Origin of the sequence: Pseudoalteromonas sp. S1650, assembly GCF_005887195.1 — a bacterium.
Lineage (GTDB): Bacteria > Pseudomonadota > Gammaproteobacteria > Enterobacterales > Alteromonadaceae > Pseudoalteromonas > Pseudoalteromonas simplex.
Map to the genome: position 1 here is coordinate 37417 of NZ_PNDF01000023.1, position 16287 is coordinate 53703.

The 16287-nt window shown below is 41.8% G+C and carries 17 protein-coding genes; 14 read left to right on the top strand and 3 right to left on the bottom strand.

Annotated features, from left to right (window positions below; translation table 11 throughout):
• Positions 1-58 precede the first annotated feature (58 nt).
• Positions 59-634, top strand: a complete 576-nt coding sequence (locus tag CWB80_RS07930) for a TcpQ domain-containing protein (RefSeq protein ID WP_054552655.1) — start codon at positions 59-61, stop codon at positions 632-634.
• Here CWB80_RS07930 and glnE read toward each other — a convergent pair.
• Positions 631-3417: a bifunctional [glutamate--ammonia ligase]-adenylyl-L-tyrosine phosphorylase/[glutamate--ammonia-ligase] adenylyltransferase gene (gene glnE / locus CWB80_RS07935; RefSeq protein ID WP_054552656.1), complete on the bottom strand. Its 2787-nt coding sequence runs from the start codon at positions 3415-3417 to the stop codon at positions 631-633. The genes CWB80_RS07930 and glnE overlap by 4 nt on opposite strands.
• Positions 3418-3489: 72 nt before the next feature.
• Here glnE and CWB80_RS07940 point away from each other — a divergent pair, with 72 nt between their 5' ends.
• The 6 genes from CWB80_RS07940 to ruvX all read left to right on the top strand — a co-directional run bounded on the left by CWB80_RS07940 (position 3490) and on the right by ruvX (position 7750).
• The gene (locus tag CWB80_RS07940) at positions 3490-4383 is read left to right on the top strand and encodes a DUF350 domain-containing protein (RefSeq protein WP_054552657.1); all 894 of its coding nucleotides are present in this window, start codon (positions 3490-3492) and stop codon (positions 4381-4383) included.
• Between the two features lie 28 nt (positions 4384-4411).
• Positions 4412-4879 carry a hypothetical protein gene (locus tag CWB80_RS07945; protein ID WP_054552658.1) on the top strand — a complete coding sequence of 156 codons (468 nt, stop codon included), beginning with the start codon at positions 4412-4414 and terminating at the stop codon, positions 4877-4879.
• A 62-nt stretch (positions 4880-4941) separates the two neighbouring features.
• Positions 4942-5676 carry a 16S rRNA (uracil(1498)-N(3))-methyltransferase gene (gene rsmE / locus CWB80_RS07950; RefSeq protein WP_054552659.1) on the top strand — a complete coding sequence of 245 codons (735 nt, stop codon included), beginning with the start codon at positions 4942-4944 and terminating at the stop codon, positions 5674-5676.
• A gap of 68 nt (positions 5677-5744) precedes the next feature.
• Positions 5745-6698 (top strand): glutathione synthase, encoded by a 954-nt coding sequence (gene gshB, locus CWB80_RS07955; RefSeq protein ID WP_054552660.1) that lies wholly within the window; start codon positions 5745-5747, stop codon positions 6696-6698.
• Positions 6699-6722: 24 nt separating this feature from the next.
• The gene (locus CWB80_RS07960; protein ID WP_054552661.1) at positions 6723-7280 is read left to right on the top strand and encodes a YqgE/AlgH family protein; all 558 of its coding nucleotides are present in this window, start codon (positions 6723-6725) and stop codon (positions 7278-7280) included.
• Between the two features lie 20 nt (positions 7281-7300).
• Positions 7301-7750 carry a Holliday junction resolvase RuvX gene (ruvX, locus tag CWB80_RS07965; protein ID WP_054552662.1) on the top strand — a complete coding sequence of 150 codons (450 nt, stop codon included), beginning with the start codon at positions 7301-7303 and terminating at the stop codon, positions 7748-7750.
• Positions 7751-7817: 67 nt separating this feature from the next.
• Here the strand turns inward: ruvX and CWB80_RS07970 are convergent, their stop codons facing one another.
• On the bottom strand, positions 7818-8951 hold the full coding sequence (locus tag CWB80_RS07970) for a PilT/PilU family type 4a pilus ATPase (RefSeq protein ID WP_054552663.1): 1134 nt from the start codon (positions 8949-8951) through the stop codon (positions 7818-7820).
• A gap of 14 nt (positions 8952-8965) precedes the next feature.
• Positions 8966-10006, bottom strand: coding sequence for a type IV pilus twitching motility protein PilT (locus tag CWB80_RS07975; RefSeq protein ID WP_054552664.1), 1041 nt, complete (start codon positions 10004-10006; stop codon positions 8966-8968).
• Between the two features lie 2 nt (positions 10007-10008).
• Between CWB80_RS07975 and CWB80_RS07980 the strand changes: the two genes are divergently transcribed.
• The 7 genes from CWB80_RS07980 to CWB80_RS08010 are packed head-to-tail and all read left to right on the top strand — an operon-like array spanning position 10009 to position 16230.
• Complete coding sequence (locus CWB80_RS07980; protein ID WP_138598891.1) at positions 10009-10722, top strand: YggS family pyridoxal phosphate-dependent enzyme; 714 nt, start codon at positions 10009-10011, stop codon at positions 10720-10722.
• Between the two features lie 17 nt (positions 10723-10739).
• Positions 10740-11561, top strand: a complete 822-nt coding sequence (proC, locus tag CWB80_RS07985; protein ID WP_138598890.1) for a pyrroline-5-carboxylate reductase — start codon at positions 10740-10742, stop codon at positions 11559-11561.
• Between the two features lie 23 nt (positions 11562-11584).
• Positions 11585-12118, top strand: coding sequence for a YggT family protein (locus CWB80_RS07990; RefSeq protein WP_058586592.1), 534 nt, complete (start codon positions 11585-11587; stop codon positions 12116-12118).
• 58 nt (positions 12119-12176) lie between these two features.
• Positions 12177-12617, top strand: a complete 441-nt coding sequence (locus CWB80_RS07995) for a DUF4426 domain-containing protein (protein WP_054552668.1) — start codon at positions 12177-12179, stop codon at positions 12615-12617.
• A 7-nt stretch (positions 12618-12624) separates the two neighbouring features.
• Positions 12625-13224, top strand: a complete 600-nt coding sequence (locus CWB80_RS08000; RefSeq protein WP_138598889.1) for an XTP/dITP diphosphatase — start codon at positions 12625-12627, stop codon at positions 13222-13224.
• A complete protein-coding gene (gene hemW, locus CWB80_RS08005) occupies positions 13221-14354 on the top strand; it encodes a radical SAM family heme chaperone HemW (protein WP_138598888.1) in 1134 nt (377 codons plus the stop codon). Before CWB80_RS08000 ends, hemW begins: the two co-directional genes overlap by 4 nt.
• 40 nt (positions 14355-14394) lie before the next feature.
• Entirely contained in the window at positions 14395-16230 is a 1836-nt protein-coding gene (locus CWB80_RS08010) for a DUF885 domain-containing protein (protein ID WP_138598887.1), read from the top strand.
• The last annotated feature ends 57 nt before the right edge of the window (positions 16231-16287 follow it).

Here is a 16287-nt window from a genome sequence, read left to right on the forward strand (position 1 = left end):
GTGACATTTTGCTGTATGTATGGTTTTATTAAGCTAATTAACAACAAGAGTATTAGAAATGTGGTTTTGGGTTAAGCATTTATCATTAGCTGTCATTTTGATTGCTGCTGCTATTTATTTTTTATTTGGCAGCGGCCCCGTATTAGATATCAAAAATACTCAAAATGCAGCAGCCCAAGGTCTATCACGCTTTTATTCAGCCCTTCGAAATCAGGTCAATGACAAAGATAACGAGCGAGATAAATATGTTCTTAAATTACCGACACCTGAAACTAGTCTAGATGTCGCACTATTTGAGCGTGAAAAAGTCGTTGAGCCTTCATCGCCAAACTGGACAGGAGATATACAACCTCGTCGCTTTGAAAATGGCACGACTTTAAAAGATGTATTATCTGATTATGCTAAAAATGAAGATATTGTGTTGTATTGGTATCTTAGTAAAGACTACGTAGTAAAAGATCACTTTCGAGTTGATAGCAACTTCGTTTCTGCATTGTATCAAGTAGGTCGAGCAATCAACGATGATTTCGAAAATGAGGTTTACACTTATTTTTGTTTTAAGCAAAGAGCGGCTGTGATCACTGAGCTGCCCTCTGCTTATGTACGTGAAAATTGCCGCCGTTTAAAAAGCTAAAACACCTGTAGCCACGCCTGACTAACTAAGTCGATATGCTGAGTTAACTCAGCACGTGGCGCACAACGCCCCTGCTGATTCAAACTCATTACATGATAACGTGAACGATAGGCTATATACGCAGCCACTAACTCTTGCTGCATTTGCTCACTAATACAGCCTAAACGCGCCGCATCGGCTAGTATACGCACATTATCAGACCAGCTCGTTAGCTCTGGATGTTGCTTAGCATTATTTAGCACCAGATACTGAGTAATAAATTCAATATCTGTAATACCGCCCCTATCTTGCTTCAAATCAAACAGCTCATCGTTACCCTTAGCAAGGTGAGCGCGCATTTTTTCGCGCATCTCAACAACATCCGTTTTTAATTTTTCGTTATCACGGGTTTGGCATAACACATCTATACGAATTCGCGCGAAACGATCTTTTAATGATGCTTGACCGTAAATCATGCGTGAGCGAACGAGAGCTTGATGTTCCCAAGTCCATGCTTGAGTTTGCTGATAGTGGTAGTAACTTTCTAAATTAATAGCCAGTAAGCCTGACGCCCCTTCAGGACGTAAACGAGTATCAAGCTCGTACAAAATACCAGACGCCGTGCGAGTATTGAATAAATGCATTAAGCGCTGTGCAAGTTTTAAATAAAACTGACGCGAATCAATCGACTTATCACCATCGGTATAACTGCTGCCATCGTGGTTATGCACAAACACAAGGTCTAAGTCTGAATCGTAGCCAACTTCAAAGCCACCCGTTTTACCGTAGGCGATTACCGCAAAGCCTTTTTCTTGCTCTGACGTATTAACGGGCTGACCAAAGCGTTCAACACACGCATGCCATGCAATATTGACCGCTTGCTCTACAATTGCCTCAGCAAGCGCTGTAAGGTGGTCGCTTACCTTCATCACGCTGAGTACACCAGTTGCATCAGCCGCTGCAATGCGTAGCTGATGCGTTTGCTTAAACTGACGAAGAGCTTCCATTTGCAGCTCTAGATCACCATGCTCAATGCGCAAGAAGTATTGTCTAATTTCATCTTTGTAAGCAGATAAAGGTGTCGGTTTATAAAGCACCTGAGGATCGATCAGCTCATCAAGTAAAATTGGGTAACGAGAGATATGTTCGCCAATCCATTTACTATGACAACATAGTGCAACCAGTTGATTTAAGGCTCCAGGGTTTTCATACAACAGCTCTAGATAAGCGGTTCGTGAAATGATCTTATTCAATACTTGGCAGATCATCATAAAGGCGTCACTGCTCGCTTTTGCTATCGTTAATTGTTTAAGTAAAAGCGGCATTAATTTATCTAAAATGTCACGACCTCGACTACCAACCTTCGCCTTAGTTAAACGCGCCTTAAAATCTTCCAATGCTGCTTGCCAATCAAGGTTCGGCTCACACATCAGGCTAACATCCGTCATTTCCCATGCGCTGATGTACTCATTTTCACACGGGTCGCTGGTTTCACTTTCAAAACCAATCACCTGTTCGAATTCACCATGGACTTGAGACATGATCTGCTCGATACTAGACAAACACTGATTAAAATCGTCTTTATTGAGCAAATAACATAAACGTTGTTGGTTTAATTCGTCATCAGGTAGAGTTTGCGTTTGCTTATCAGCAAATATCTGTAAGTACTGCTCAATTTGACGTAAGTCTAAATAGTTTTGTGTAAGTAAATCAGCCTCTTTGTTGGACATAACCTGATTGTTAACCAGTTCTTTTAAAGCAACTAATAATGACTGAGTTTGCAGGTTAGCTTCGCGACCACCTCGCACCATTTGCAGCGCTTGTACCACAAATTCCACTTCTCGAATGCCCCCTGCGCCTAATTTAATATTGTTTGTAAGGCGTTTTCGGCGTACTTCTTGAGCTATCATTTGCTTCATTTTACGCAGCGATTCAATCACCGAGAAATCAATATAGCGGCGATAAACAAATGGCCGTAGCAATTCATAAAACTCATTCCAATAACGGTTTTCTGTGCCGATTAATCGCCCTTTTAGCATGGCGTAGCGTTCCCATTCACGTCCTTGCTCTTGATAATAATCTTCCATAGCATGAAAGCTCATCACCAAAGGCCCACTTTCACCAAATGGTCGCAGGCGCATATCAACCCGAAATACTTGGCCATTTACCGTAGTTTGATTAAGCGCCATAATCAGCTTTTGCGCCACTTTGGTATAAAACACCTGCGCTTCAATAGAGCGACGCCCACCTTGCGTTGCAATATCACGAGGGTAAGAAAAAATTAAATCAATGTCAGAGGAGTAATTAAGCTCTCCTCCACCTAGTTTCCCCATGCCTAAAACTAACATTTGCATTGCATTACCGTCATCATCAAGCGGCATACCACTAACTTTAGCTACCTGCGCAAACGCCCACTGATTGGCACTATCGATAAGCTGATTTGCAAGCGCTGAGATATAAGCGATGCTATCAGCGATTGGGTTTGCACAGCACAAGTCAAGAAAAGCCACTTTCAACCAGTACTTTTCTCGATACAAACGCAGTTTTGCCATTGCAGCATTGTCGTCAAGCTCATTGATTTCTGTACTACTTAACGGAGCTTCAACTGCACGATTAGCAAGCTCCTTATCATCAAGTAACCAGTCTTTTAAGTTTGGCTGAGATTGTAAGCAGTTCCACGCAAAGTCGCTTAAAGACAACAAGTTAATAATTTTCTGTTGTTCAGTTTGCCCCTCATACAAGCTCGCGAAGCGGGTTTGGCCTAACTGATGAAGTGACTCTGGAAGCGCGTGTAAATTACTCATTAAATACTCTCTTTTAACTTGCCAATAACCGTACTAGAATGATAATCAAAGAATTATTTAGCAGGGACCTGCATGTCATATTTATCACTATCTAACACTAGTTTAGTCGCGATTGCTATTAGTTTCGCTGTAATCTGCGCCACTATAGTACTGCTACGTATTCTAACGCAAATCAAAGCAAAACAAGCGCTTAAAGAAGAGCTTGCGCAACATGATAACTTTGCCATGGGAATAAGCTTTGCCAGCGAAATCATGGTCGTTATAGCAACTATCGCTTATATATTTGATGAGATTAGCTTAAGTGCAGCCCAATCTAATCCGCTAAAAGTACTTTTACTCATTGTGCTGTTGTTTGCTTTTATAAAAATAGGCCATTTAATTCATCGTAAATGGATTTTGCATCGCTTTAATGAAGAAGCCGCTATTCTAAAGCAAAATGTCTGCGCCGCCTTGGTCGATTCAGGCATGCTAATCGCAAACTGTATTATTGCTCTTGGTCTTTATAACTGGTGCCATACCCAAGGCTATAGCAGCTTATTGATCGCCACAGTGAGCTTTTTTGTGCTGCAAGGTATGTTTGCCCTTGATAGTAAAATCCGTGAGTATCGTTTTGCAAAAGCTAACCAAGGTGCGTCGCTACAAAGTAATTTTAATCTAGAAAATACTTCCATCGGTATCCGCTACGCCGGTAAGTCTATTGGCCTTGCTCTTGCCGGTTATGCTGGTCTTGCCAGTGCATCATTTATTAGTGGTAAGATGGTAGAAAACTTATTCACTTTGGTATCTCATTGCGGTGCTATGTGGGTATTACTTTATATTTTGAGCTACATTATTAAGTATATTTCTTTACCGAATATAGATACTTCTCTTGAAGTTGATCATCAAGATAATATTGGTATTGCGTGTATTGAGTTTGCCGTTTTTGGCGCAATAGGCTATTTACTTATTAGTATGTTTTCAATTTGATACGGAAGTTTTAGTACCGTGAGACTCTATGCCCTTTAAAGTTAATGATTATTTACTAGTTGATATAGACAATGAGTTTAGCCGAGCCTTTACTGAGCATTACTTTGCGAGCGTTGAAGGCTCAACGCTTGTTGTGGCAGGCGCAAATAGCCGCCACATGGTCAAACTTATGTTTGATGAATTAATAAAAGATTACTGTTATTGCGACTTCAGTAATGAAATAAGTGTCTCTGAACTGGCCAGCTACCTGCATGAACACCACAACATTAAAGGTGTTTTAATTAATTTAACCGATTACCAATTAGCGGATGATGCACAAAAATTTATATACAATTCCCTACATAAAATACGTTATTTAGTAAAACAAGAAGAACAAGGTTTTAGCTTTGCGCCTTGCCCCGACAGCGCCCATATAAATCACCTTTCCTGTCAAACAACTATCGCTGAAACGACGACAGATCTTTTACCGTTAGCTGAAGAGTTAAATAGAAAATAAATAATTGCACCTAAGCCGCTGTATACTTACCATATTGCTAAATTTATTGATAAGTGACAGTCATGCGAGTTCCACACATTTACCAACCTTCAGCGATTTCTTTAAACACCCCAGTAGCACTAGATGATGATGCCGCAGGTCATGTTGGCCGCGTATTGCGCATGCAAGTCGGTGATAAGGTCTCGATTTTTAATGGTGAAGGAGGTGAATACCTCAGTGAAATTATTGAAGTGAGCAAAAAAAACGTGGTCGTTAAGCCACAGGAATTTGTTGATCATGATGTTGAGTCGCCTTTAAAGATTCACTTAGGCCAAGGTATTTCTCGTGGTGATAAAATGGATTTCACTATTCAAAAATCAGTCGAGCTTGGTATTACAGAAATCACCCCTATTTTTAGTCAACGTTGTGGCGTAAAACTAAGTGGCGATCGCCTTGCTAAAAAACATCAACAATGGCAAAAAATTGCAATTGCCGCGGCTGAACAATCTGGCCGCAACGTTGTGCCTGTTGTACACCCGCCTATCGATATAAAAGAGTGGCTAGAACAAGCAAGTGATGCGATTAAACTTACTTTGCACCCGCGTGCTGAGCACAGTATTAAAACGATTCAAATCCCCAGTGAAGGGGTACGCTTTTTAGTCGGTCCTGAAGGTGGATTTACCGATGAAGAAATTAACATTGCTAAACAGCAAGACTTTGTTGATATCCGCTTAGGGCCACGTGTTCTGCGAACAGAAACAGCCGCTCTGACGGTACTGAGCGCATTACAATTGCAATTTGGCGATTTAGCGAATTGAAAACAGTAAAAATACCCATATATCAAAGTAACAAAACACAGTATGGCATACGATTCTAAGGCAAAAATATGGCAATTAAGCTAGGCATAATCTCTGATCCAATTAGTGGCTTTAATATTAAAAAAGACACTGGCTTTGCAATGATGATGGAAGCACAAAAGCGCGGTTACGAAATTTACTACATGGAAATGGATGACCTTTCTCTACGTCAAGGTCAAGGCTATGCAACAGCTGCCAAAGCCCGTGTATTTGATGATGTTAATCACTGGTATGAATTAGAAGAAAAAGCCACCATTGCTTTAGCTGATTTAGACGTTATTTTAATGCGTAAAGATCCGCCTTTTGATACTGAGTACATCTACGCTACCTATATTTTAGAGCGTGCTGAGCAAGCTGGTACGCTGGTTATCAATAAGCCGCAAAGCTTACGCGATGCCAATGAAAAGCTATTCACGGCTTGGTTTAGCGAACATACGCCAGATACTTTAGTAACACGTAGCCAAGCAGACATTCGTGCATTTTTAGCTGAGCATAAAGATATTATTTTAAAACCCCTTGATGGTATGGGTGGTGCTTCTATCTTTAGAGTTAAAGAAGATGATGCCAATATTGGTGTGATCTGCGAAACATTAACCGAGCATGGTAGTCGTTTTGCAATGGCACAAAATTATATCCCTGAAATCAAGCAAGGCGATAAACGCGTTCTTGTGGTTGATGGTGAAGTAATGCCGTACTGCCTAGCGCGTATCCCGCAAAATGGCGAAACGCGCGGTAACTTGGCAGCAGGTGGTAGAGGTGAAGCACGTCCAATTAGTGATTCAGACCGTAAAATTGCAGAGGCTGTTGCACCTACACTGAAAGAAAAAGGCCTTATTTTTGTTGGTCTAGATATCATTGGCGATCGTTTAACTGAAATCAATGTCACTGCGCCAACGTGTGTAAAAGAGATTGAAGCTGCTTATGACATTTCAATCACTGGTCACTTATTTGATGCCATTGAAAGAAAACTGAGCCATACTTAATTTAAACAACAAAAGGGGCGACCTATGCAGTCATTAGAGAACCATTTCTTAATCGCAATGCCAAGCATGCAAGACCCTTTTTTTAAGCGTGCTGTTACGTATATTTGTGAGCACAACCAAGATGGTGCGATGGGCTTGGTAATTAACCAGCCTATCAATATCACCGTGGGCGAGCTTCTCGATAAAATCGAAATTGATAACGATAAAAGTAAACAAGCAGCAGGCTTAGCTGTATATGCTGGCGGGCCTGTAAAAACCGATCGCGGTTTTGTTTTGCACTCACCAAAGCCTGGTTATGCAGCGAGTCAAAAGCTCAGCAGTGATATTATGATCACCACTTCAAAGGATGTGTTAGCAAGCCTAACAACGAGTGAAGCACCAGAACAATTTATTATCACATTGGGTTATGCTGGTTGGGATCAAGGACAGTTAGAGCAAGAACTGCTGGAGAATTCATGGTTAATTATCAAAGCAGACCCTGAGATCATCTTTAATACACCTGTTGAAAAACGTTGGGAAAAAGCGGTTTCGATGCTGGGTTTTGATGTCGGTCAATTAAGCTCTGAAGCAGGCCATGCTTAACATTTATAATTTTTAAGACTATGACAAAACGAACGTTTAAGGCACTCGGTGAACGCACCGTAATGGGTTTTGACTTTGGCACCAAAAGTATTGGTATTGCCATTGGTCAAGAACTCACAGGAACAGCATCAAGTTTACAAGCTGTAAAAGCGAAAGATGGTATTCCAGATTGGCAACTAATTAAAAAACAAGTGGACGAGTGGCAACCCGATTTAATGGTGGTTGGTTTACCGCTTAATATGGATGGCACCAATCAAGAAGTTACTTTTAAAGCTAAGAAGTTCGCTAACCGCTTACACAACCACTTTGCTATACCGGTTGAAACGCAAGACGAACGACTAACCACCGCAGACGCAAAAGCGCGTTTATTCGAACAAGGTGGCTACCGAAACCTCGGCAAAGGTAATGTTGATAACATGTCTGCTGTGATTATTTTAGAAAGCTTTTTTGAGCAGTTTTATGGTGAGTAGGCGCCTTCAACGTATTTAAAGAGTGCCAGCACAGACAGTGCTGGCATGTAATTCCCTTTTGTTTTAACTAAGATTTACCTTTTTCGTCCAGGCCATCAATAGTCACACCCTGTAAGAAACCAGCCCCTTTTTGTTCATTGTTTTGTAGCTTAATCATTAGGCGTAAGTCATTTGGCGAGTCAGCATGGTGCAGCGCATCAGCATAGTTAATGCGGCGCTGTTTATAAAGCTCAAATAATGCTTGGTCAAAGGTCTGCATGCCCATTTCTTTCGATTTAGCCATAGTCTCTTTAATAGAACCGATATCGCCTTTTTTAATAAGCTCTGCCACCATAGGTGAGTTAAGCAAAATTTCGATAGCAGCGACACGCCCTTCCCCATCGGCAGTTGGCACCAACTGCTGAGCAACAATGGCGCGAAGGTTTAGTGCAAGGTCGTACTTTAACTTATCGTGCTTTTCTTTAGGCACCAAATGCATGATACGGTCAATGGCTTGGTTGGCATTGTTCGCATGCAGTGTTGCGACACATAAGTGACCTGTTTCTGCAAAGCTGAGTGCATATTCCATAGTTTCTTGTGAGCGGATCTCACCAATTAAGATCACATCGGGTGCTTGACGCAACGAGCTTTTCAGCGCTGATTCAAAGCTTTCTGTATCAAGACCAACTTCACGTTGAGTGATAATGCTTTTACGGTGCTCATGCACAAATTCGATAGGATCTTCAATAGTAAGAATATGACCACGTTGATTGCGGTTACGATAACCTAGAAGCGCAGCAAGCGAGGTTGACTTACCCGTACCAGTACCACCTACAAATAGCACTAATCCACGTTTTGCCATAATCACGTCGGTTAACGTTGATGGCAAACCAAGTTCATTCACATCAGGAATTTGTGTCACGATACGGCGAATAACCATTCCAGCCCTGTCTCGTTGCCAAAAAGCAGAAACACGGAAACGACCTTCATCAGTAGCAATCGCAAAGTTACACTCTTTACTGTCATGAAATTCTTTGCGCTGTTTGTCGTTCATTGCTGACTCGACCAAAGCGAGTGAATCCTCATCTGAGAGTTTTTCATCGCTTAAAGGTATTAATTCACCGTTTACTTTTGCACTGACTGGCAGTTGGCTAGAAACAAACAAGTCAGAGCCTTTTTTGTCGATCATGACTTGCAAAAAATGATTTAAAGGTAAAGACATTTAATATAGCTCCGTTAGCCACCAAACTGGGTTTTATCTTGCGCTTTAGCTCGCGCATCAACATTAGTAATAATGCCGTAGTTAACCAAATTACCTAAACATTGGTCCATGGTCTGCATGCCATGCGATGCACCAGTTTGAATTGATGAGTACATTTGCGCAATTTTATCTTCACGGATCAGATTTCGTATTGCAGGAATACCGATCATGATTTCATGGGCTGCTACTCGGCCGCCGCCTACCTTTTTAAGTAAAGTTTGCGAGATTACGGCACGCAATGATTCTGACAACATTGAACGCACCATGTCTTTTTCTTCACCTGGGAACACGTCAATAATACGGTCAATGGTTTTTGGTGCAGAGGTAGTATGCAAGGTTCCAAACACTAAGTGACCTGTTTCTGCCGCAGTCATCGCTAAGCGAATTGTTTCAAGGTCACGCAGCTCACCCACTAAAATAACATCAGGGTCTTCACGTAGTGCACTTCTAAGTGCATTAGAGAAGCTATGCGTATCACGGTGAACTTCACGTTGGTTAATAAGGCTTAGCTTATTTTCATGTACGAATTCGATTGGATCTTCGATAGTTAAAATATGGTGATGTTTAGTTTGATTAATATAATCGACCATCGCCGCCAAAGTCGTTGATTTACCAGAACCAGTAGGGCCGGTGACTAGCACCAAACCACGTGGATTGTCGGCAATGGTTTTAAAAATATCTGGGGCACCTAAATCATCCAGCGTTAAAACATCACTTGGGATAGTACGAAACACCGCCGCAGGACCACGGTTTGAATTAAATGCGTTAACACGAAAACGCGCAAGGTTTGGCACTTCGAAAGAAAAATCCACTTCGAGATTTTGTTCATAGTCCTTACGCTGATTATCGTTCATAATATCGTATACCAGACTATTTACATCTTTTTGTTCTAATGCTGGAATATTAATACGACGTACATCACCATCAACACGTATCATAGGTGATACGCCTGATGACAAGTGTAAATCCGAGGCTTTGTGTTGCACACTAAAGGCCAATAATTCGGTAATATCCATTTATGACTCCACAACCAACTGATAATTATATGGTTACAATAGCAGAACGACTTACATCCGCCTACGCAAGAATTGCTCAAGCTGCAAAAAATAATCACCGCGATGAGCAATCAATCAACCTATTGGCTGTTTCAAAAACAAAACCTGCCGACGATATTATTGCTGCCTATAAGCATGGTCAACGCCAGTTTGGCGAATCATACGTTCAAGAAGCGGTAACAAAAGTCACAGCATTGGCTGATTATAAAGACATTATTTGGCACTTTATCGGCCCTATTCAATCGAATAAAAGTGCCCAAGTAGCCACACATTTTGATTGGGTACAAAGTGTTGACCGCACTAAAATTGCAAAACGTCTTAATGAGCAACGACCAGCCGACAAAGCCCCACTCAATGTATTAATTCAAGTTAATATTAGTTTAGAAGAGGCTAAGTCAGGCTGCCACCCAGACGAGCTAATGGCACTGGCCGAATTTATCAGTCAATGCCCTAATTTATGCCTGCGCGGTGTGATGGCGATTCCTGCCAAAACCGACGATGCCCAGCTACAATTACAATATTTTGAGCAATTAAGCGCTTGCTTTGATAAACTAAAGGCCCAATATCCCCAAGTAGACACCTTGTCGATGGGTATGAGTAACGATGTTGAAGCGGCGATTGCAGCGGGTTCAACCATGGTACGCATTGGCACGGATATATTTGGCCAACGAAATTAAAAGGTGATAACAGACATATGTCAGACAAAAAAATCGCATTTATAGGCACGGGTAACATGAGCTACGCCATCATTGGCGGCATGGTAAAGAACGGTTTTGCAGCAAAAAACATCATTGCAACCAATCGCAACCAAGAAAAATTAGCTAAGGTTGCTGCTGATTTCGGGGTGCAAACTACCGCGGATAACAACGCGGCACTTCGCGATGCTGATGTGATTGTCTTATCTGTTAAACCACAAATGATGGGCGATCTTTGCCAATCATTCCAAGATTCAGGCGTTGATTTTAGCGACAAGCTATTTATTTCAGTAGCAGCAGGTCTTACCGTAAACCGTTTACGAGAAATGCTAGGTCAAGATGTGAAAATGGTGCGTTGTATGCCAAATACACCATCATTACTAGGCCGTGGTGTTTCTGGCCTTTATGGCGCGGATGAAACCACTGAAGAGCACGAGTTTGTACAACAAGTTTTTGAGTGTACAGGCATTGTTGTGTGGGTTGAGCAAGAGTCACAAATCAACGACATCATTGCTGTTACAGGCTCATCACCTGCTTACTTCTTCTTATTTATGGAAGCTATTGAAGAAAAAGCGAAAGCACTTGGCTTTAGTGATGAAGATGCGCGCCGTTTAGTGCAACAAACCGCACTGGGTGCAGCCGAAATGGCACTGTCGCAACCAGACATCAGTATTTCTCAGCTACGTGCAAACGTAACCTCTAAAGGTGGTACGACTCACGAAGCTGTTGAGCATCTTAAATCACAAGGTTTAGTCGGTACTGTTGCAGATGCAATGGATGCCTGTATCGCTCGCGCTGAAGCGATGGAAAAAGAACTTTAAGCTTACTTTTTGAAGGTAAAACTATGCAAGCCATGCACTTTTTAGTTGGGATTATTTTTGATCTCTTTTTAATGGTGGTCCTTTTACGCTTTTGGTTACAAGCGGCAAAAGCTGACTTTTACAATCCTATGAGCCAGTTTGTGGTGAAAGCCACTTCGTTCGCAGTGAACCCACTTCGTAAAATCATCCCAGGAGTGGGTGGCTTTGATATTGCCTCGTTAGTGCTTGCTTATTTAGTTGCTGTAGCAAAACTCAGTGTTATTTTTCTGATGTTTTATAATGCTTGGGCGCCAGGTCCGGTATTTATTCAAGCGTTAATTACGGTCGTTAAAGAAGGTTTAAACTTACTATTTTGGGTATTAATTATTCGTGCTTTACTTAGCTGGGTAAGCCAAGGCTACAACCCTATTGAGGCTGTATTCCACCAGCTAACTGAGCCAATGTTGCGCCCTATTCGTAAGATTATCCCACCACTAGGTGGTCTAGACCTATCAATCTTAGTGTTGATTATTGGTCTACAGTTTTTACAGTTTTTAGTAATGGATTTAATTGGCTAAGCGTTTAACGTGAAGCAGTAAGGGGCCGAAAGGCCTCTTTTGTTAAGTGAGATATACCATGAAGCAATTTATTTATTTTTCTTTGATTGTATTGAGTTTATTTACAACCTTTGCCAAAGCTGATGAACAAGCAGGCGCCCAGTACAAGGTTCTTGGCCCTTGGGAAGTTCATTACATTGCATTTCCATCGACTTTTATTCAGCCAAACATTGCTAAAAACTATGATTTAGAGCGTAGCCCTAGCAAAGGGATTATTAATATTTCGGTATTAAAAAACAGCGATAAAACAGCGCAGACAGCAACTTTAACTGGCACTGCACGTAACCTACTTGGTAATAAAAAGCAGCTTACATTTAAAGAAGTTGTTGAAGGCGATGCGATTTATTACCTCGCGCAAATCGATTACAGCAACGAAGAAATTTACCGTTTTGATATCGAAATTAATCAAAACGGCAAACTACAAACGCTGAAATTTCAGCAAAAATTTTACGTAGATTAATAGACCTATGAACAACACCTTGGTTTTAGCCACGGGTAACCCTGGCAAAGTAAAAGAGCTGGCAAGCATGCTCAGCCCACTTAATATTAACGTGGTTCCACAAAGCGACTTTCAAGTGCCAGACGTGCCAGAAACAGGCACCACATTTGTTGAAAACGCCATTATTAAAGCGCGCCATGCAGCAAAGATCACAGGCATGCCTGCGATTGCTGATGACTCAGGCCTTGAAGTAGACGGCCTAAATGGTGCGCCAGGTGTGTACTCTGCACGCTTTGCCGGAGCAGCTGCTAGCGATCAAGATAATATCGATAAGTTACTAAAAGAGCTTGCTGATAACCCTGTCCGCAGTGCGCGTTTTTGGTGTGTGTTAGTATTAATGCGCCACGCCGACGACCCTACACCACTTATTTGTAGTGCCAGTTGGGAAGGCGAAATCACCCATAGCCAAAATGGTCTGGGTGGATTTGGTTATGATCCTGTTTTTTACGTACCATCTGAGCAATGCACGAGCGCCCAGTTAACTAAAGAGCAAAAAAATGCCCTTAGCCATCGCGGCCAAGCTTTAAAACAGCTACTTGCGCAATTGCAGCAAAAAGGTGGCCTGTGAGTTTACCGCCTTTAAGTTTATATGTGCACGTGCCTTGGTGCGTGCAAAAGTGCCCATACTGTGACTTTAATAGCCATGATCAAAAAGGCACAATCCCCGAAAAAGAATACGTTCAGCATCTTATTGATGATCTCAAGGCCGATTTGCACTTTGTGCAAGGACGTAAAATCCACAGCATTTTTATTGGCGGCGGCACCCCGAGCTTATTAACCGGTGACGCTTATACTCGCCTACTTGGTGAAGTAGATAAATTAATTGGTCTAACTGATGACTGTGAAATTACCCTAGAGGCAAACCCAGGCACTGTCGAAACAGGTCGCTTTAAAGAATATGTTGCCGCTGGCATCAATCGTATTTCAATTGGTGTGCAAAGCATGCAAAATGACAAGCTAAAAGCCCTTGGCCGTATTCATGGTGCTGATGAAGCAAGTTATGCGGCTAAACAAGCACACCAAGCGGGGCTAAACAGCTTTAATCTTGATTTAATGCATGGCTTGCCAGGGCAATCTGTTGAAGATGCCTTGAGCGACCTTGAAAAAATTATTGCCCTTAATCCTCCTCATATCTCGTGGTATCAACTAACCATTGAGCCAAATACGCAGTTTGCTTCTAAGCCACCGACCTTACCTCATGACGACACCCTTTGGGATATTCAAGAACAAGGTCAAGCGTTACTCGCAGCAGCAGGTTATGAGCAATACGAGATCTCAGGTTTCGCAAAGCCCGGCTACCAATGCCGTCATAACTTGAATTATTGGCGATTTGGCGATTATCTCGGTATCGGCTGCGGTGCCCATGGTAAAATTACTGATGAAAATAAAGTCATCACCCGTACGGTGAAAGTAAAACACCCACGAGGTTATATGGATCTTGCCAAACCGTATTTATATCAGCAATGGCAAGTAGCAGAAGACGACTTAGCGTTTGAATTCTTTATGAATCGTTTTCGTTTAGTCGAACCCTGCCCCAAAGCTGATTTACCTTTGCTTACAAGTTTGTCACTGCAAAGTCAGGAACAAGCCTTGACTGAGGCAATTGCAAAAGGCTTACTAATTGATGATAAAGATAACTGGCAGGTAAGCCAAAAAGGCCATCGCTTTTTAAATGACCTGCTAGAATTATTCGTTTAAGAATTATAATTAAATTTCTAACAACTACAAAGGAACGATAATGCGTAAACTGACCTTCATCGCTGCGGCGGTAAGTGTTGCATTGCTTGGCGGCTGCCAACAAATGCAAGAGCAACCGAAGCCTGCACCAAGTGTACAAAGCCAACCTGTACAAAGTGAAATCGATAAAGCTAACGCCTTCTTCGAAGATACTTTTAACCGTGATGTAATGAAAAGCCCTATTTATCAAACATACATGGGCATCAAAAAAGATTACGATAAATGGGATGATGGCAGCGAAGAGCGCGTTTTAGAAGACTTTGAACAAACTAAAGCTGACCTAGTTGCGCTTAACGCAATTAACCGCGACCTATTAGATGACGCAACAAAAGTAAGCTACGACCTTAAAAAGCAAGATTTAGAAAACGAAATTGCTGATTTCAAATGGCGCCATTACAACTACCCTGTGAACCAAATGTTTGGTGTTCACTCGATGATCCCTGCGTTTTTAATCAACCAACATCAAATTGCCGATGTATCTGATGCTAAAGCGTATATCTCACGTTTAAATGGTGTTACAACGGTTATTGATCAACTAATCAAAGACCTTGAAGTACGTGCAGATAAAGGCATTATCGCGCCTAAATTTGTTTTCCCACACGTGATTGATTCAAGCAATAATATCTTACGCGGCGCACCATTCCATGACGGTGAAGACTCAACGTTACTAGCTGACTTTAAACGTAAAGTTAATGCATTAGAGATTGCCGACAGCGAAAAATCTGCACTTATCAGCGACGCTGAAAAAGCCTTAAAAGCAGCAGTAAAACCTTCTTACACTAAGCTAATTAACTTCTTAGCTCAGTTAGAAAAACGCGCTGATGACCGTGATGGTGCTTGGAAATTCCCTGACGGCGAAGCGTTCTACAACAACGCTTTAGCACGTACCACAACAACTGATTTAACAGCGAAAGAAATCCACACTATCGGTTTAGCTGAAGTCGCGCGCATTCACGACGAAATGCGTGCAATCAAAGATAAAGTAGGCTTTAAAGGTGACCTTAAAGCATTCATGCAATTCATGAAAACTGATAAGCAGTTCTACTACCCTAACACCGCTGAAGGTAAACAACGCTACCTTGATGAAGCAACAGCGCTTATCGATAACATGAAATCTCGTCTAGACGAGCTATTCATTGTTAAGCCAAAAGCTGACCTTAAAGTTAAAGCAGTTGAAGCATTCCGTGAAAAAGCAGCAGGTAAAGCGTTCTACCAACAACCTGCGCCAGATGGCTCACGCCCAGGTATTTATTACGCAAACCTTTACGACATGGAAGCAATGCCAACATACCAAATGGAAGCACTTGCATACCACGAAGGTATTCCAGGTCACCACATGCAAATTGCTATCGCGCAAGAGCTTGAAGGTGTACCTAAGTTCCGTAAGTTTGGCGGCTACACAGCGTATGTTGAAGGTTGGGGTTTATACTCTGAGCTAGTACCAAAAGAAATGGGCTTATACGAAGACCCTTATTCAGACTTTGGTCGTCTTGCGATGGAATTATGGCGCGCATGTCGCCTAGTAGTAGATACAGGTATCCACGCAATGAAGTGGACACGTCAAGAAGGTATCGACTACTACGTAAATAACACACCGAATGCGACGTCTGATGGCGTTAAAATGGTTGAGCGTCACATTGTAATGCCTTCACAAGCAACGGCATACAAAGTAGGTATGTTGAAAATTTTAGAGCTTCGTGAAGCGGCTAAAGAAAAACTAGGCGATAAATTCGATATTCGTGAATTCCACGATGTAGTACTTAAAAATGGTGCAGTACCATTAAATGTACTAGAGAAGTTTGTTGACCAATGGGTTGCTAAGAAACAAGCAGCTTAACCAATAAAGACTTGAAAAAGGCCGCTCAGCGGCCTTTTTTATTTATTTAAACAAGTA

Bases quoted from the DNA above. Each gene is read 5' to 3' on its own strand.
- CWB80_RS07930 (WP_054552655.1), top strand. From the start codon at position 59: ATGTGGTTTTGGGTTAAGCATTTATCATTAGCTGTCATTTTGATTGCT.
- glnE (WP_054552656.1), bottom strand. From the start codon at position 3,417: ATGAGTAATTTACACGCGCTTCCAGAGTCACTTCATCAGTTAGGCCAA.
- CWB80_RS07940 (WP_054552657.1), top strand. From the start codon at position 3,490: ATGTCATATTTATCACTATCTAACACTAGTTTAGTCGCGATTGCTATT.
- CWB80_RS07945 (WP_054552658.1), top strand. From the start codon at position 4,412: ATGCCCTTTAAAGTTAATGATTATTTACTAGTTGATATAGACAATGAG.
- rsmE (WP_054552659.1), top strand. From the start codon at position 4,942: ATGCGAGTTCCACACATTTACCAACCTTCAGCGATTTCTTTAAACACC.
- gshB (WP_054552660.1), top strand. From the start codon at position 5,745: ATGGCAATTAAGCTAGGCATAATCTCTGATCCAATTAGTGGCTTTAAT.
- CWB80_RS07960 (WP_054552661.1), top strand. From the start codon at position 6,723: ATGCAGTCATTAGAGAACCATTTCTTAATCGCAATGCCAAGCATGCAA.
- ruvX (WP_054552662.1), top strand. From the start codon at position 7,301: ATGACAAAACGAACGTTTAAGGCACTCGGTGAACGCACCGTAATGGGT.
- CWB80_RS07970 (WP_054552663.1), bottom strand. From the start codon at position 8,951: ATGTCTTTACCTTTAAATCATTTTTTGCAAGTCATGATCGACAAAAAA.
- CWB80_RS07975 (WP_054552664.1), bottom strand. From the start codon at position 10,006: ATGGATATTACCGAATTATTGGCCTTTAGTGTGCAACACAAAGCCTCG.
- CWB80_RS07980 (WP_138598891.1), top strand. From the start codon at position 10,009: ATGACTCCACAACCAACTGATAATTATATGGTTACAATAGCAGAACGA.
- proC (WP_138598890.1), top strand. From the start codon at position 10,740: ATGTCAGACAAAAAAATCGCATTTATAGGCACGGGTAACATGAGCTAC.
- CWB80_RS07990 (WP_058586592.1), top strand. From the start codon at position 11,585: ATGCAAGCCATGCACTTTTTAGTTGGGATTATTTTTGATCTCTTTTTA.
- CWB80_RS07995 (WP_054552668.1), top strand. From the start codon at position 12,177: ATGAAGCAATTTATTTATTTTTCTTTGATTGTATTGAGTTTATTTACA.
- CWB80_RS08000 (WP_138598889.1), top strand. From the start codon at position 12,625: ATGAACAACACCTTGGTTTTAGCCACGGGTAACCCTGGCAAAGTAAAA.
- CWB80_RS08010 (WP_138598887.1), top strand. From the start codon at position 14,395: ATGCGTAAACTGACCTTCATCGCTGCGGCGGTAAGTGTTGCATTGCTT.